17 protein-coding genes and 2 rRNA genes are annotated in these 15,276 nt (G+C 32.6%); 7 read left to right on the top strand and 12 right to left on the bottom strand.

Going from position 1 to position 15,276, the window contains the following annotated elements:
• Positions 1-161: 161 nt before the first annotated feature.
• The 8 genes from ychF to folD all read right to left on the bottom strand — a co-directional run bounded on the left by ychF (position 162) and on the right by folD (position 6,449).
• A complete protein-coding gene (gene ychF / locus CIGNP85_RS01925; protein ID WP_086241367.1) occupies positions 162-1,265 on the bottom strand; it encodes a redox-regulated ATPase YchF in 1,104 nt (367 codons plus the stop codon).
• On the bottom strand, positions 1,265-2,734 hold the full coding sequence (locus tag CIGNP85_RS01920; protein WP_086241368.1) for a leucyl aminopeptidase: 1,470 nt from the start codon (positions 2,732-2,734) through the stop codon (positions 1,265-1,267). The genes ychF and CIGNP85_RS01920 overlap by 1 nt, the downstream gene beginning before the upstream one ends.
• The gene (locus tag CIGNP85_RS01915) at positions 2,724-3,329 is read right to left on the bottom strand and encodes a DedA family protein (protein ID WP_086232168.1); all 606 of its coding nucleotides are present in this window, start codon (positions 3,327-3,329) and stop codon (positions 2,724-2,726) included. The genes CIGNP85_RS01920 and CIGNP85_RS01915 overlap by 11 nt, the downstream gene beginning before the upstream one ends.
• Positions 3,330-3,332: 3 nt before the next feature.
• Positions 3,333-3,872, bottom strand: coding sequence for an adenine phosphoribosyltransferase (locus tag CIGNP85_RS01910; RefSeq protein WP_086241369.1), 540 nt, complete (start codon positions 3,870-3,872; stop codon positions 3,333-3,335).
• Positions 3,873-3,899: 27 nt separating this feature from the next.
• Entirely contained in the window at positions 3,900-4,232 is a 333-nt protein-coding gene (locus tag CIGNP85_RS01905; protein WP_086224635.1) for a hypothetical protein, read from the bottom strand.
• Positions 4,223-4,672 carry a ribose 5-phosphate isomerase B gene (gene rpiB / locus CIGNP85_RS01900; RefSeq protein WP_086286744.1) on the bottom strand — a complete coding sequence of 150 codons (450 nt, stop codon included), beginning with the start codon at positions 4,670-4,672 and terminating at the stop codon, positions 4,223-4,225. Before rpiB ends, CIGNP85_RS01905 begins: the two co-directional genes overlap by 10 nt.
• Positions 4,673-4,760: 88 nt before the next feature.
• Positions 4,761-5,594 (bottom strand): signal peptidase I, encoded by an 834-nt coding sequence (lepB, locus tag CIGNP85_RS01895; RefSeq protein WP_086286743.1) that lies wholly within the window; start codon positions 5,592-5,594, stop codon positions 4,761-4,763.
• A 3-nt stretch (positions 5,595-5,597) separates the two neighbouring features.
• Positions 5,598-6,449 (bottom strand): bifunctional methylenetetrahydrofolate dehydrogenase/methenyltetrahydrofolate cyclohydrolase FolD, encoded by an 852-nt coding sequence (gene folD / locus CIGNP85_RS01890; protein WP_086286742.1) that lies wholly within the window; start codon positions 6,447-6,449, stop codon positions 5,598-5,600.
• 76 nt (positions 6,450-6,525) lie between these two features.
• Here folD and CIGNP85_RS01885 point away from each other — a divergent pair, with 76 nt between their 5' ends.
• The 7 genes from CIGNP85_RS01885 to CIGNP85_RS01855 are packed head-to-tail and all read left to right on the top strand — an operon-like array spanning position 6,526 to position 12,212.
• Positions 6,526-6,891 (top strand): c-type cytochrome, encoded by a 366-nt coding sequence (locus CIGNP85_RS01885; protein ID WP_086224639.1) that lies wholly within the window; start codon positions 6,526-6,528, stop codon positions 6,889-6,891.
• The gene (gene hemL, locus CIGNP85_RS01880; protein WP_086286741.1) at positions 6,881-8,152 is read left to right on the top strand and encodes a glutamate-1-semialdehyde 2,1-aminomutase; all 1,272 of its coding nucleotides are present in this window, start codon (positions 6,881-6,883) and stop codon (positions 8,150-8,152) included. The genes CIGNP85_RS01885 and hemL overlap by 11 nt, the downstream gene beginning before the upstream one ends.
• The gene (locus CIGNP85_RS01875) at positions 8,149-8,394 is read left to right on the top strand and encodes an AtpZ/AtpI family protein (protein ID WP_086226917.1); all 246 of its coding nucleotides are present in this window, start codon (positions 8,149-8,151) and stop codon (positions 8,392-8,394) included. Before hemL ends, CIGNP85_RS01875 begins: the two co-directional genes overlap by 4 nt.
• The gene (locus CIGNP85_RS01870) at positions 8,391-8,903 is read left to right on the top strand and encodes a hypothetical protein (RefSeq protein ID WP_086228926.1); all 513 of its coding nucleotides are present in this window, start codon (positions 8,391-8,393) and stop codon (positions 8,901-8,903) included. Before CIGNP85_RS01875 ends, CIGNP85_RS01870 begins: the two co-directional genes overlap by 4 nt.
• The gene (locus tag CIGNP85_RS01865) at positions 8,890-10,110 is read left to right on the top strand and encodes an MFS transporter (protein ID WP_086232176.1); all 1,221 of its coding nucleotides are present in this window, start codon (positions 8,890-8,892) and stop codon (positions 10,108-10,110) included. Before CIGNP85_RS01870 ends, CIGNP85_RS01865 begins: the two co-directional genes overlap by 14 nt.
• Positions 10,091-11,944, top strand: a complete 1,854-nt coding sequence (gene fliK / locus CIGNP85_RS01860) for a flagellar hook-length control protein FliK (RefSeq protein WP_086286740.1) — start codon at positions 10,091-10,093, stop codon at positions 11,942-11,944. Before CIGNP85_RS01865 ends, fliK begins: the two co-directional genes overlap by 20 nt.
• Position 11,945: 1 nt before the next feature.
• On the top strand, positions 11,946-12,212 hold the full coding sequence (locus CIGNP85_RS01855) for a FlhB-like flagellar biosynthesis protein (protein WP_086224645.1): 267 nt from the start codon (positions 11,946-11,948) through the stop codon (positions 12,210-12,212).
• A 36-nt stretch (positions 12,213-12,248) separates the two neighbouring features.
• On the opposite strand, the gene zupT is transcribed toward CIGNP85_RS01855, so the two are convergent.
• The 4 genes from zupT to CIGNP85_RS01835 form a co-directional block, all read right to left on the bottom strand.
• Positions 12,249-13,118 carry a zinc transporter ZupT gene (gene zupT, locus CIGNP85_RS01850; RefSeq protein WP_086286739.1) on the bottom strand — a complete coding sequence of 290 codons (870 nt, stop codon included), beginning with the start codon at positions 13,116-13,118 and terminating at the stop codon, positions 12,249-12,251.
• Positions 13,119-13,716: 598 nt separating this feature from the next.
• Positions 13,717-13,881, bottom strand: coding sequence for a hypothetical protein (locus CIGNP85_RS08310; protein ID WP_179187350.1), 165 nt, complete (start codon positions 13,879-13,881; stop codon positions 13,717-13,719).
• A 1,037-nt stretch (positions 13,882-14,918) separates the two neighbouring features.
• Positions 14,919-15,038 (bottom strand): 5S ribosomal RNA (gene rrf / locus CIGNP85_RS01840).
• A gap of 150 nt (positions 15,039-15,188) precedes the next feature.
• Positions 15,189-15,276: ribosomal RNA gene (locus tag CIGNP85_RS01835) — 23S ribosomal RNA — on the bottom strand; the annotation flags it as partial.

Here is a 15,276-nt window from a genome sequence, read left to right as displayed (position 1 = left end):
CTAAATAAAATTATAAAAATATATAAATAAAATATCTTGTACTTTAGCTCAATTTATACAATAGTTTATAAATTTTTAATAATTGAAAAATAAGTTTTTAAATTAAAATTAATATATAGAATATATCCGAATTTAGATCTCTCTAAATTCGGATTGAATTATCACACATTAAATCTAAAATGCATCACATCGCCATCATTAACGATATAATCCTTACCTTCCAATCTCATCTTGCCAGCTTCTTTAGCCTTGGCTTCACCGCCACAAGCGATATAATCATCATAGCTGATAACTTCAGCTCTGATAAAACCTCTTTCAAAATCATTATGTATCACGCTCGCAGCCTTTGGGGCTTTCCACCCTTTGTGAATAGTCCAAGCCCTAACTTCCACAACCCCAGCTGTAAAATAACTAATAAGCCCAAGCTTCGCAAATGCCGTGCGTATAATGCTCTCTAATCCACTCTCACTCGCTCCTAAGCTCTCTAGCATCTCTTTAGCCTCAGCATCATCTAGCCCTATTAGCTCCTCTTCTATCTTAGCACAAAGTTTGATAACCTCTGCCCCACGCTCTTTGGCGTATTCTTTTACCTTTTTTACATACTCATTATCGATAGAAATTTCATCTTCATTGACATTGGCACCATATATAACCTCTTTTGCTGAAAGAAGTCTAAGCTCTTTATTTAAAGCGTTAAAAACATCACTATCAAATTCACTAAACGACGCCGCACTCTTGCCACTATCTAAATGATCTGCTAAGGCCTTAGCACACTCTAAGCTCTCTTTAGCGCCTTTTACATTTGCTTTAGCCTCTTTGGTTAATTTCTCAATCTTTTTAGCAAGTTGCTCTATATCAGCTAGTATAAGCTCAGTTTCGATAATTTCGATATCTCTAATTGGATCTACGCTATTTTCTACATGCGTAACATTAGAATCTTCAAAGCACCTTACCATGTGTAAGATCACCTCTGTCTCTCTAATATTAGAAAGAAATTTATTCCCAAGCCCTTCACCCTTACTAGCACCCTTTACAAGCCCTGCGATATCTACAAATTCAATTACAGAGTGTTGAATTTTGTTTGGTTTTACGATTTTAGCTAGTTCATCAAGCCTAGGATCTGGCACTGGCACTATAGCCTTATTTGGTTCAATCGTACAAAATGGATAGTTGGCCGCTTCAGCGTTACTAGCTTTTGTTAGTGCGTTAAATGTAGTTGATTTACCCACATTTGGCAAACCTACAATACCTACTGATAATCCCATTAATTCTGACCTTTTTGATGATTTCTAGCTAATTTTTGTAGATAGTATAAACACGCTCTAACTCCAGCTCCACTAGCCCCAGCTGGATTATATCCCCATGCTTTATTTACATAAGCAGGCCCAGCGATATCAAGATGTAACCACCTATCTTTATACTCATCTTTTATAAATTTATCCAAAAAGATTCCAGCTGTAATAGCCCCACCATATCTACTTGAAGAGATATTTGAGATATCGGCTATATCGCTTTTTATAAGCTCTTTTAGATGATCATTAAATTCCAAAACAGTTAGATACTCTCCACTTCTACTAGCGTAATTTTTAAACTCACTCTGTAACTCATAGCTATTTCCCATAACTCCGCTAGTATATTCACCAAGCCCTACAACACAAGCACCTGTAAGTGTCGCCATATCTATAAGAAGATCTGGGTCAAGCTCACTTTGCGCCCAATCCAAACAATCAGCCAAAACAAGCCTGCCTTCAGCATCTGTATTTTTAACCTCTACGCTAACTCCACTACGAGTAATTAGCACATCATCAGGCTTATACGCATTTCCACCTATCATATTTTCAGTCGCACCCAAAACGGCGTGAATTTCAAATGGCAACTCCATCTTAGCCGCTCCCATTATGATTCCCATAGCAGCCGCTGCACCACTCTTATCGCTTTTCATAGTTAGCATATAATCAGCTGGTTTTAAGCTTAGCCCACCACTATCATATGTAAGACCCTTACCTACAAATACAACTCTTTTAATGCTCTGTTTTGGGGTGTATTTTAAATGTATTAGGCGTGGTGGATGAATTGAGGCTTTATTAACCGCTAAAAAGGCATTCATATTTTGGCTTTTTAGGTAGTTTTCATCATGTATAGCGCACTCTATATTAGCATAGCTTAGGCTTAAATTTTTCGCATCTTCGGCCATCTTTTGCGGGGTGTAGATCTCTGGAATTTCATTTACTATATCTCTTGTAAAATTAGTCGCTTCAGCTATGATATGAGCGTGATCTATGCCGATTTGCGCTTCATCTAGGGCGATCTTTTTGCTATTATAATCCTCAGTTGAGATTAGAATTTTTTCTATTTTATTCTCTTTTTTCTCGCTTTTGTATTTATCAAATTTATAACTAGCTAACAAAAATCCCTCAACCATAGCCTCAAAACTCATCTTAACGCAATCCCCGCTATAACTAGCGATTTTGACACTTTTGATATTAAGCTCTTTAATAGCATTAAAAGCCGTAGCACTCGCTAATCTAAGAGAATTTAAATCAAGATTTTTAATACCTACATAAATCCGTCTCTTACTAGGCAAATTTAAAACCCCATCACCCTTATAAGAGTAAAAATCAAACTCACCCAAATCATCTACAAATCTATGACTCAAATTCTTATCAACAATAAAAATTATCTCATAATCAGCCAAAATATCAGCTAATTTTTTATCTATTAATTCAACATTCATTTCTTCTCTTTTTCCTTTCATTTAAAATTCGCTTTTCCATATATTTTAAACCAAAAAATAAAGAAGCCAAAAATCCACCGATAATTGGCACCGCAAAATACCAATGCGACTCGGCCCACTCTATCCCAGCCCAAATGAGCTGACCAAAATGCCAAGCCAAAAGTATCGTAATAGCCGCCCATACCCAAGCGCTAATTAAATTTATAAAAGCAAATTTTTTAGCGCTATATCTAGTGATTCCTATACTCATAGGTATAATAGTGCGAAATCCATACATATAACGCTGCATAAATATAATCGGCCAGCCAAATTTTTGAAGTAGTAGGTGAGCAACGGCGAATTTGCGTCTTTGTTTGGCTAATTTTTTTTGGATATATTTTTTGTTATAGCGACCAATATAAAAATAAATTTGATCCCCCACAAATCCACCAAGTCCAGCCACAAATATTATAAGCCCTAAATTCACATGCCCCTCATGAGCAAATATCCCACCTAAAATAAGCGCTAACTCTCCTTCGGCAATACACCATAAAAATATAATAAGATAGGCGAAATTTTGATACTCATATAATAAATTCTTTAAAAACTCTTCCATATCCTACTCCTGTAATACCACATAAATTGGCGCATAATTTTTAAGCTCTTTTAATCCACCAATTCCAATATCTATTATAGAGATGATTTCAACCAAATTTCCATTAAGTCTTAAAATAAGCTCACAAGCTGCCTTAGCCGTACCACCTGTGGCTATAAGATCATCTATTAATAATAGATTTGCTCTAGGCTTAAAGGCATCTATATGCGCTTCAATCTCATCTACTCCATACTCTAATGAGTATTTTTCAGAGATAGTAGCACCTGGTAATTTACCCTTTTTTCTAAAAGGCACAAATCCCACCCCAAGCCTATCAGCCAAAGCCGCACCAAAAATAAAGCCACGACTCTCGATCCCAACTACATAATCAATATCTTTATCTTTATATCTATCATAGAGATGAGACATTAAAAGATTAAATGCCTTACCATCGCCTAAAAGCGTAGTAATATCTCGAAATATCACTCCAGGCTTTGGAAAATCAGCAATCTTTCTAATAGTTGAATCTAAATAATCTTTTTGTTCTTGTGATAAACTATACACACTAGTCCTTCTATAAATAAATTTATTTTACAATAGCGCTTCGATTTTGCCCTCTAACTCTTTAATTCTAGCTCTTAATTTGTCGTTTTCTACTCTGTATTGAGAATTTCTAGCTCTTAAGCTGCTTACATCACTTTTAATTTTATTTAATTCATCGGTTAAAATATCTATATTCCCAAGACTTCTTTGAAGTTGAACTTGCAATTTGCGAATTATTATTTCAGTATCATCTAGATTGTTCTTAACAAAATCACGCATAGCACGCTCTTTTTTAAGTAAAGTTTTATAATAAAATACCATAACAACCAAATAAAGGCTACAGCAAATAAAAAATGTATAAAAAATCCAATCTAAGAACATTGACATACTCCTAGTTTTTCAACTCGTTTTTGATGCCTACCACCACTAAATTCAGTAGTAAAAAATACTTCAACCATATCTTTGATAATCTCAGCACCAACTACTCTAGCACCAAAACACAGCACATTTGCATCATTATGCTCTCTAGATAGTCTTGCAATAGTAGTATTATGACTCAAAGCACAGCGTATATGAGAAAAGCGATTAGCTGCTATAGATATACCAATCCCGCTACCGCATATCAACACACCAAATTCATCATTACTTTTAATACTATTAGCCACTAAAGCAGCAAAATCAGGATAATCCACGCTATTTTTAGCATTATCAGTTCCTAAATCTATCACCAATACGCCCATATTTTCTAAAATACTCTTAACTTGCATCTTAGCCTCATATCCAGCGTGATCACTTGCTATATAAATCTTAGAAATATTCATCTAAACCTACTTTAAATTAAAATTATCTGATTATATCATATAAAATGATATAAATTTGGCTTTTAGTTAATCAACTTAGCCAACCTATCTATTTTGCCATATCTTCTAAGCTACTTGCTAAGCGTCCGATACGCTCCCAGCGAATTTTGTAATTCTCATCATAGCTTAGATAGACAAACCACGGCTTACCAACTATATATTTATAAGGCACAGAACCCCAAAATCTACTATCGCTGCTATTTTCTCTATTATCGCCCACCATGAAATACTCATTTTGTGGCACTTTAAAGTAATATGCGTTGAAATTTAATCCATTAATTTTAGGCAATTCTGGCACCATAATCTCACTCATAGCAAAATCCACCATACCAGCAATAGTAAATGTATCAGCTTTTAATCCACCATAATTATCTTTATCAGTGTTATTATCATAGTGAATTCCGGCCATCTTATATGGCTCTTTTATAAATCTTTTACCACCTAATATTACAATATCAGCATCTTTAAATTTACTATTTATCTCATCATCACCACCGCTTGGTCTTAGATACATTGCACTTGGAGCAAATATAACCTCGTCATTTCCAGTAGCAAAATTACGCTTTACATAGTGAATTTTAGGATCTTTTGGATAGCGAAAAACTACTATATCACCACGCTTTGGCCCATCACTAGCTATCAAATGCCCATCACCATCGCTATCAGGAAGCACTGGAATTTCTATAAATGGAATGTGTGGTGTTGGAATTCCATAAGAAAATTTCTTTACAAATAGATAATCTCCAACTAAAAGAGTATTTTTCATAGAGCCACTAGGGATTACAAATGCTTGAGCGATAAAAAATATTATAAACAAAACTATAATTACTGTTCCAGTCCAACTACTACAAAAATTATAGAATTTCGATAAAATTTTTCTCAAAGCTTAACCTTTTAATTTTCTATTTTTTGCTGATTTTAGCGTATTGCTAAGTAGCATAGCAATTGTCATTGGCCCTACTCCTCCTGGAACAGGAGTTATCATAGAACACTTCGGAGCTACATTATCATAATCACAATCACCTACTAACTTACCATTATCTAAACGATTTATACCTACATCTATTACTATCGCTCCATCGCTTACCATATCAGCAGTTAAAAAATTTGGTTTACCTACAGCAACTACTATAATTTGGGCATTTTGACAAACTTTTGCTAAATCTTTAGTTTTAGAGTGAGCTATAGTCACAGTAGCCCCAGCATTTAGTAGCAGTGCTGCCATTGGCTTACCTACTATATTACTTCTTCCTATTACCACGGCATTTTTGCCACTAACTTCAATGTTATACTCTTTTAAAAGCTCCATTATCCCAAGTGGCGTACAAGGCACAAATCCATCTAATCCGCTATTTAATTTACCTACATTTATAGCATGAAATCCATCCACATCTTTGCTTGGATCAATAGCTTCTAAAATTTTATTACTATCTATATGTTTTGGAAGCGGCAGTTGAACTAAAATTCCATCTATACTATCATCTGCATTTAAAAGCTCAATCAAAGCTAAAAGCTCGTCTTGAGTAGTAGATTCAGGTAATTTATGAGCTACTGAACCCATTTCGCAAGCTATTGTAGATTTTTCTTTACTTGCAACATAAGTTTGACTAGCTTTATCTTCACCTACTAAAATAACTGCTAAAGTTGGAGTAATTCCCATATCTTTTAAAGCTATAGCTTCAGCTTTTACTCTCTCTTTTACTCTGTTACTTATCTCTTTACCATCAATTATTTGCATTTTTAATCCTTTTATGCATTTTTTAATTACAAAAATTGTATCATACCTAAATTCAAATTAAACTCAGGTGAGATTTATGAAATTTATTGGCTTTTTTTTGCTTTTTATTACTTTTGCTTTTAGTGAAGAGTTTATTACTGAGAGCGAATATGCTAAAATGCTATATAAAAATCCTCGTGGAATCGGCTGTGACAAGTGTCATGGAAGCAAAGGGGATGGTGCTTTGATAGTAAAATACAAAGCATTTAATAAAAAAACTAATAAATATGAGGAGAGGTCTTTGATGGCACCACGCATAAATAATCTTGAATTCGATAAATTCAAATCTGCAGTCACAGACTCAAAAGGCATTATGCCATCATATTTTCTTACTCAAAATGAGATTTTAAATTTATTTGAATACATAACTTCATTTAATAAGGATAAAAAAGATGAGAAATAAAGATGAATTCCAAAAAGCACAAAAATATATCCCAGGTGGTGTAAATTCGCCTGTTCGTGCCTTTGGTTCAGTTGGTTCTACTCCTGTGATGATAGATAGGGGTGAGCGTGAGTTTATCTATGATATTGAAAATAATGAGTATATTGATTATATTTTAAGCTGGGGGCCACTCATCTTTGGGCATTGTGATAAGGATATAGAAGATGCTGTGATATCAACGGCTAAAAAGGGCCTAAGCTTTGGTGCGCCATGTTTATTAGAAACTGAGCTTGCGAAATTAGTATTATCTAAATTCCCTCATTTAGATAAAATTCGCTTTGTTAATAGCGGGACTGAAGCTACTATGAGCGCTATTAGATTAGCTCGTGGATATAGCAAAAAAGATGGAATAATCAAATTTGAAGGTTGCTATCACGGCCATAGCGATGGATTATTAGTCAAAGCTGGGAGTGGAGCTACCACTTTTGGATATTCAAGTAGCTTAGGCGTCCCAAATGATATAGTCAAAAATACTCATCTAGCTAAATATAATGATTTAAATAGTGTTGAAGAGTGCTTTAAAAATGGTGATATTGGCGTTATTATCGTTGAGCCAATCGCTGGAAATATGGGATTGGTGCCTGGTAGTGATGAGTTTTTACATGGGCTTAGAAAGATTTGTGATGAAAATGGTGCGGTGCTAATCTTTGATGAAGTTATGAGTGGATTTAGAGCTAGTGCCACTGGTAGCTATGGATTAAATAAGATTGAAGCTGATATAGTTACCTTTGGTAAGGTCATTGGTGGTGGTATGCCGTGTGCTGCGTATGCTGGAAAAAATGAGATAATGGAGCTTATAAGCCCACTTGGTGGAGTCTATCAAGCTGGGACGCTAAGCGGTAATCCTGTTGCTATGGCTGCTGGACTAGCTGCGTTAAATAAAATTTATAATATGCCAAATTTATATGATGAGCTTGGTAAAAAGAGTAAATTTATAATTGATACTATGCAAGATAGCGCAAATGAGATGGGAATTCCACTTCAAACAACTATGCGTGGGTCTATGTGGGGATTTTTCTTCAATGAAAATCCAGTTACCAACTACACTCAAGCTCTACAAAGCGATACAAGTTTATTTGCCAAATTCCACGCTCAAATGCTAAAGCGTGGAGTATATCTAGCACCAAGTCAGTTTGAAACTTGCTTTGTTTGCAAGCCTCTAAGCCAAACTAGCTTAGACAAAACCGCACAAGCTATAAAAGAGAGTTTTAAATCACTATGAGCCAAAAAAGCAAAAAGATAAACACCGCAATAAAAGCCGCTGATAGCCTAAGTCTTGGGATCTCAATCGTAGTTGCGGTGCTTATAGGCTTTGGGATCGGCTGGGGATTAAAGGAGCTAACAGGCTCAAACTGGGGATTAGGTATTGGAATCTTTATAGGCGTTGGTGCAGCGATAAATAATATCTATAAGGCCTATAAATCTCAAGTTAAAAGCTATGAAGAGTTTAAAGAAAAGAGATGAAATTTAAAAATTTAGCTATATTTTATCTAATCTTGGATCTATTGTTGATAGCTATTACTTCGGCTTTTGGGGCAGTTGCACTTTTAAATTCACAAGTAGCCTTTATTTGTTCTACGCTTATTTTATTTGCTAGTTATTTTGGATATAAGAGTAGAGTTGAGAATAAAAGTGTTAATTATCAATTAAGCGAGCAAGAACTTGAGCTTTTTGAAGATAGCGAAGATGAGCAGATTAAAAACAATGATAATTCAGACAATTTAAATGTTGATATTACAAATTTAAATGAGAAAAATTTTACTACCAAAAGTGATAAAAAGTTAGCTAAATTTCGTAAAATAGATATTCTAGGTGCTTTTAAACCACTTAGGCTGCTTAGCTATTTTATTTTAATTATTGCCTTTTTTGTTTTGCTTAGGCACGGAATTTTAGAACCAATCGCATTTTTAGCCGGACTTGCTTTAATGCCTCTTGGTGTATTTTGCGCTGGAGTATTTTATGGCAGGAAGTAAAAGAGCTATAACCTCGCTTAGTGCTTTATTTATAGGAGTTAGCTTTATATTTATAGCTAGTGGGTTAGTTGTTAGTTCTGCTGGAGTTCTACTAAATGAATTAGGAGCTTCAAATACGCAAATTGGCCTTATTACTTCTTGCTTTTTTATGGGAGCGCTTACTTGTACAATTATATCGCATAGGTTAATTTCACATGTAGGACATATGAGAGCTTATGCTATATTTACTGCGCTTTTTGCCATTTCAGCCCTACTTCATGATATAAGTGAAAATCTCATATTTTGGGCTATTTTAAGATTTATGCTAGGGTTTTGCTATTATAGTATTGTATTAATTGTAGAGAGTTGGTTAAATGAGAAGATTTCAAATTCTGTTCGCTCAAGGGTACTTGGATTTTATGAAATTATCTTTTATAGCGCCTTTGCCATTGGCGCTGTGATTATGAGTATGGATTTAAGCACTACGAAGGTATTTTTAATTGGCACAATTGCAATCATTTTAGGTTCAATTCCATTAAATTTTCTTAAAATCAAATCACCTAAAATCCCAAAAGCAATGAGTATTAGCTTGCCTAAAATTTACAATATCGCCCCATTAGCGCTTGCTACAAGTATAATTGCTGGTCTTACAATGAATGGATTTTTCTCAATGGCTTCACTATTTATAATAACCCAAGGCTATACCCCAGCACAAGCTGGAATTTTTATAATTATTGGAATGAGTGGCGGATTTATGGCACATACTATATTTGGAACTATTTCTGATAAATTTGGTAGAAAGTTTGCTATTATTTTAGCCTCTAGCATAGCACTTCTAGCGTGTCTTATATTTATATTTATTAACCCAGATATTGCTTTACAGTATCTTATTGTTTTCTTTTTAGGTTTTGGAATATTTGTACTTTACGCACTAGCATTAGCTAGGGCAAACGATGTTGTAACTGATAAAACTACTTATGTCGAAGTTGTAAGAGCTTTACTATTTAACTACTTAATAGGTTCATTTTTATCTACAATAATTATAGGATTTTTAATAAACCAATTTGGCGCTACAGCTTTTATATATTACTACATTACACTGTTGGCATTTTTGATAATCTTTGCTACATTTCAAAAAAATGTACCCAAAGACCAAGAGGTGGCATTTACTCGCCACGGTGGTCATAGTGTGATTTTTGATGAGTTAAATGATGATAATAGTAAATAATACCCCAACCCAACAACCAACCCAAACCAAAGATGATAAAAAATCATCTAAAGAGACTAGTAATACAACTACCTTAAATGATGGCAAAACCATACTAAAAAAACCAACCCAAGGTGTTGTAATTGAGCAGACTAAACTCGATTTAGAATTAAATAAATTCACATCAAAACTATTAAATGCACTCAAGGCTAATATCGATGATGGAACATATAAACAAAATGCCTTAGCCCAGATAAAATCATCGCAAGTAGCACCAAATTTAGCCAAAGATCTAGCCTCTCTTTTAAATTCTATAAAATCAGACCCGAAGCTAAGTCAACTTGGTGCAAAGCTTGAAAGTTTTATCAAGCCAGTTGAGCATATTAAAACAACAAACATTGCCCAAACTATCAAAGATACAGGCATAATGCTAGAGGCTAAACTCGCCCAAACTCTAAAGGCTGAAATTTTGCCATCAAGCATTAAAGAACTTTTATCACTGATGAAAAATACTACTAATAAAGATCTTACGCTAGCCTTTATGGGTCTTGCAAATACCAAAGAAAGTAGTCCACAAGAGAGCTTTAATGCACTTTTAGAAATTTTACAAAAAAATAAATTAAAAAATAACCAAATTATACAAAACTCAAATTTTAAGCCACTTTTAGATGCAAATACTAAGCTAGAACATATGGCGAAATTCCTTGATAAAATCGCATATCAAATTCAAACTAATCCCAAAAATCCACTCTCAATAGAGCAAAATATATCACGAGCTATAAACCAAGGTCAAAATATAATCAAAAATATAGAAACTTCGCTATCACAGATTAATTTTAACCACCCAAATTTAAAAAATGTCAAACCTCTAAGTACACAGCTAGGCCAAATGCTTCTAGATATCAAAGCTGAGTTAAATTCACTAAAATCCAATATAAATAATCCCGCTCTTGATATAAAAGAATTTAAGCTATCAAACAATATAGCAGCCAGTGCTAATCGCCTCTCAGCTATGCTAGAATCTACACAGCTAAGCCAGATTAATAGTGCTACAATAGCACAAACCACTCAATCTACGCCAAATTTAGAAAGTCTAATAAGCGGTCTAAATCAATCTCAAAATAGCACAAATTTAAGTAATTTCATACAACATATTAACACTGATGCTAATAATCTAAATCTACAAGATAAACTCTCTATGGCTGCTAGAAAGCTATCAAATATTATTAACTTTTTTGATAAAAATAGCCAAGATGCTAAAAGCCATCTAGCTGAACTAAAAGGATTGATAAAAGCTACAAATTTAGCTAAAGCTGATATAGCAAATATCACTCCAAATGATAAAAATCTAGCTGCTCAAACACTACAAAATGATGTTAAAGCCACACTTTTAGCCCTAAAAGAAGCCACAGCCAATCAACCAAATCAGGCTGCGTTAAATCAGAATATAAATAGACTTTTAACTCAAATCGAAATGCACCAGCTAATTAGCTATGCACAAAATTCGCTTCAAACATACTTACCATACTCATGGGATGCGCTTGAGAGTAGTAGCGTAGCTTTTAAACAAGGTAAAAAGAAACGTTTCTACGCTAAAATTGATCTAAATTTTACTCATTTTGGTAATGTTGATATCGTAATTGCCTTAAGCGATAACAAATATATCGATATTAGTATTGCTACTGGTACGGCTGAATTTAAAAACCTAATCCTAAGTGCTAGTAAAGAACTAAAAAGCGCAATCACTGGATTGGGATTAATAGTTAGTAGCTTTACTTTGGTTCATAAACCTAAAAAAGCCCCATATCATCAAGCTGACAGGGCATTTGATTTTGGATTTAACAAAAAGGCATAAGATGGCAAAAAAAATTAAAAAGGCAGTTGCTCTAGGTTATAATAAAGATAAAAACAATGCTCCAATGGTTTTAGCTAGCGGCAAAGGTGAAGTAGCTAATAAAATCATTGAAGCAGCCAAAATTTATAAAGTTCCCATTAGAGAAGATAGTGACTTAGTCGAGATTCTAAGCAAAGTTGATATTAATCAAGAAATTCCACCAAATTTATACAAAGCCGTCGCTGAAGTATTTAGTTTCTTATACCGTACTACTAAGATAAAAAAATAAATTAGCTAAATTATGGATCTAAATTTAATACAAAATTTAGATCCCAAGTAAAATCAAGCTCACTGCCATCACTACCATACCAGCAACTAAACCATATAAACTATCATGTGCCTTATCATAACTCCTAGCTGCTGGTAAAAGCTCATCAAAGCTAATAAAAACCATAATTCCAGCAACAACACCAAAAACACTAGCCATCACTGTCTCATTCATAAAAGGCATCAAAATCAATGCTCCAGCAATTGCGCCAATAGGCTCAGCAAATCCTGATAAACACGAATAGGCAAAGGCTCTCTTTTTATCTCCAGTAGCATGATATATTGGCAATGAAACTGCTAGTCCCTCAGGAATATTATGTAATGCTACAGCCCCAGCAATTGCTAGTCCAAAACTTAACGACTCAACACTACTAATAAATGTCGCAAATCCCTCAGGAAAATTATGTATCGCAATAGCAAAAGCAGTAATAATCCCGGTTCGTTTTAAGCTCTTTAAGCTCTTTTGACTAATTCCTGGATGATAGGTTGGACGTGGCTCATTACTTTTTGGCAGTGGGCAAAATTTAAGCTCATCAAGGCTATCTTTTGGTTCATGGGGATTTAAATCGCTTGGAATAAATTTATCAATTAAAGCAGTTAAAACTATTCCGCTAAAAAATGCTAAAAGTCCTATAAACTCAGCATTTTTACTTTCAAAAATTCTAGCAAAATCATCCATCGAACTAGGCAAAATCTCCATAAATGAGATATAAATCATCACTCCAGCACTAAATCCGAGCCCAATACTAAGAAGCCTATAATCATCCTTTTTACTAAAAAATGCAATTACTGCACCAATTGAAGTAGAAAACCCAGCAAAAAGCGTAAGCAAAAATGCATAAAAAAGTTGCATAAAACCAAATTCCATCTATATATCCAAATAATAATTTTTATTGTTAATATAGCTAAATTTAGCTTTAAAAATACTCAAATTCCCATCTTTTACCAATTTTATATTTTATTTGCATATTTTTTGTTATGCTAATAAAATATAAAAACTTATAAAATGAGAATATTAACTATTTTAAATTTAAGAAAAAATAAAACTAAATCAAATAATTATTTATAAAGATAAATTTATATTATCTTTTCTTTAATATTATTATCTCTATCTTTATTTAATATAATCTATTATTAATTTAGAATTTCAAATTTAAATACTCTTAAATTTAGTATAGCTTAATTCAATATTTTGAGAGCTTATAAACTTAAATTATCGTATATTTTTATTTATCTCAGATGTATCATGATAATTTTTATATTTGTTTATAAATTCCATATTTAAATTAAACTGCTTACTATTATAAAGCTTCTCATCATATATAACAGCAAATTTTATACCATAATTTTTAGATTTTTTATAACGTGTCTTGAACCACTAACTATTTAACTTTTTATTCTTTTTAGCATCACTTTTGCTATAGCTAGTAGTTAAAACCATCATATCGCTAAATAACACTTGCAATCTATCTCTTTACACATCCACTCATTTGTTCTTTAAAATTTAAAGCATCTTTATAATATCTACTAATAATCAATCCACCATTAATAGATATTTGGTTTGCCAAATCAGTATTTTGTTTAGGGATAATCTCTTTTATCCTACTTGGTAAAATCGTAACTGTTAGCATATTAAATTAAAAAGCAGCCCTATGAGCAATACCATCACATCTAAATGCTAATCCACTTGCAATCACGACTCCATTTTTTTTACAAACTTAGAAGCAATATATACAAACACTCATCATCTTTAACTCTAAGAAAAAATCAATACCATCTTTTAAATTATTCACGCAAACCTAGCTATCTCTAAAGCGCATTTTTTCATTATTAGCATATAGTTCAGAAACCAAACAAACATAATATGAATGCTTAAAAGACCATTTAAGCAAATCAATATTTGATAAAAAAGTATAGATATATCTAAAACATATATTTGAAGTATTATTTGGTTTGCAAAAATCATCTTTAATAGTATAAATAAATCTAGCAGGATTCTTTTTTAAATTTTCACAATCAACACGTAAATTACCAATATAATCTAAGCTATAAAAGGCTTTTATAGTTTAGATAAAAATCATTTCTACTTATTCCTGCTAGAGTTATAATAGATATAAGAAAAATAATTTTGTAAATCATAAAATTTTATAAGCTCATCAGCTCTATTTTTATTAGTATTAGTCAATAAAATAATTCTATTTGTTTTATGCAATTCTAATATTAGATAATATAGTAAATAATTTACTTTTGTTAAATTTAAATATTTAGAATAAATTTGTTCTTTATACTCTTTTATTTTAAGTAATTCTACTGCAGATAATTGATTTTCCAAACAGTTGTTTAAAGTTTTTATAGTAACTCTATTAAGTGAGACATTCCAAACTTATTGCTTAAAACATCTTTATATAATATATGATTAGTATAATTAGTATCTAATAAAGTTCCATCCAAATCAATAACAATAATATCTAAAGGATATAATATAAACCATAAAAACACTAAAACATCTAAGCTTAACAACTTACAATAATAAAATATCCAAGAATTAATAAATTAGTTAAAAGATATAAAATAAAAAGCGATTTATACCATTTCATCCATTAAGGTAAAAACAAATAAATACTAAAACTATAGATTAATAAATATAAGATATAAAGAATAAAAACAAAGCTCGCAGCAACCTACTTTTCCAGCATCCCAGTAAGGGAGAGTATCATCGGCCATGAAAAGCTTAGCTTCTTGGTTCGAGATGGAGCAAGGCGTTTCCTAATCATGTATAGCCACGAGCAGTGTTAAATAAAATATCATATAGTAAATATAATATCTTATTTAACACTGCTTAGAGTATTAAAGCTAAAAATCACTAAGTTTAATATCTAAAAATATTTTAAAACCTAAAAGGATTATATTTTATCCTTAACAAGGAAGTGATGCTTATTAAGATAAGCAAACGAGCTATTAGTACTGGTCAGCTAAAGGACTCTCATCCATTACACACCCAGCCTATCAAACTAGTAGTCTACTAG

The sequence above is a fragment of the Campylobacter sp. P0085 genome (assembly GCF_002139495.1).
Lineage (GTDB): Bacteria > Campylobacterota > Campylobacteria > Campylobacterales > Campylobacteraceae > Campylobacter > Campylobacter devanensis.
The sequence above is the reverse complement of the archived record's forward strand: the minus strand, read 5'-3'. Positions and strand labels throughout refer to the sequence as shown.

Bases quoted from the DNA above. Each gene is read 5' to 3' on its own strand.
- CIGNP85_RS01885 (WP_086224639.1), top strand. From the start codon at position 6,526: ATGAAATTTATTGGCTTTTTTTTGCTTTTTATTACTTTTGCTTTTAGT.
- ychF (WP_086241367.1), bottom strand. From the start codon at position 1,265: ATGGGATTATCAGTAGGTATTGTAGGTTTGCCAAATGTGGGTAAATCA.
- CIGNP85_RS01920 (WP_086241368.1), bottom strand. From the start codon at position 2,734: ATGAATGTTGAATTAATAGATAAAAAATTAGCTGATATTTTGGCTGAT.
- CIGNP85_RS08310 (WP_179187350.1), bottom strand. From the start codon at position 13,881: ATGCTAACAGTTACGATTTTACCAAGTAGGATAAAAGAGATTATCCCT.
- CIGNP85_RS01875 (WP_086226917.1), top strand. From the start codon at position 8,149: ATGAGCCAAAAAAGCAAAAAGATAAACACCGCAATAAAAGCCGCTGAT.
- folD (WP_086286742.1), bottom strand. From the start codon at position 6,449: ATGCAAATAATTGATGGTAAAGAGATAAGTAACAGAGTAAAAGAGAGA.
- CIGNP85_RS01905 (WP_086224635.1), bottom strand. From the start codon at position 4,232: ATGTTCTTAGATTGGATTTTTTATACATTTTTTATTTGCTGTAGCCTT.
- CIGNP85_RS01915 (WP_086232168.1), bottom strand. From the start codon at position 3,329: ATGGAAGAGTTTTTAAAGAATTTATTATATGAGTATCAAAATTTCGCC.
- fliK (WP_086286740.1), top strand. From the start codon at position 10,091: ATGATGATAATAGTAAATAATACCCCAACCCAACAACCAACCCAAACC.
- CIGNP85_RS01855 (WP_086224645.1), top strand. From the start codon at position 11,946: ATGGCAAAAAAAATTAAAAAGGCAGTTGCTCTAGGTTATAATAAAGAT.
- CIGNP85_RS01870 (WP_086228926.1), top strand. From the start codon at position 8,391: ATGAAATTTAAAAATTTAGCTATATTTTATCTAATCTTGGATCTATTG.
- CIGNP85_RS01865 (WP_086232176.1), top strand. From the start codon at position 8,890: ATGGCAGGAAGTAAAAGAGCTATAACCTCGCTTAGTGCTTTATTTATA.
- zupT (WP_086286739.1), bottom strand. From the start codon at position 13,118: ATGGAATTTGGTTTTATGCAACTTTTTTATGCATTTTTGCTTACGCTT.
- rpiB (WP_086286744.1), bottom strand. From the start codon at position 4,672: ATGAATATTTCTAAGATTTATATAGCAAGTGATCACGCTGGATATGAG.
- hemL (WP_086286741.1), top strand. From the start codon at position 6,881: ATGAGAAATAAAGATGAATTCCAAAAAGCACAAAAATATATCCCAGGT.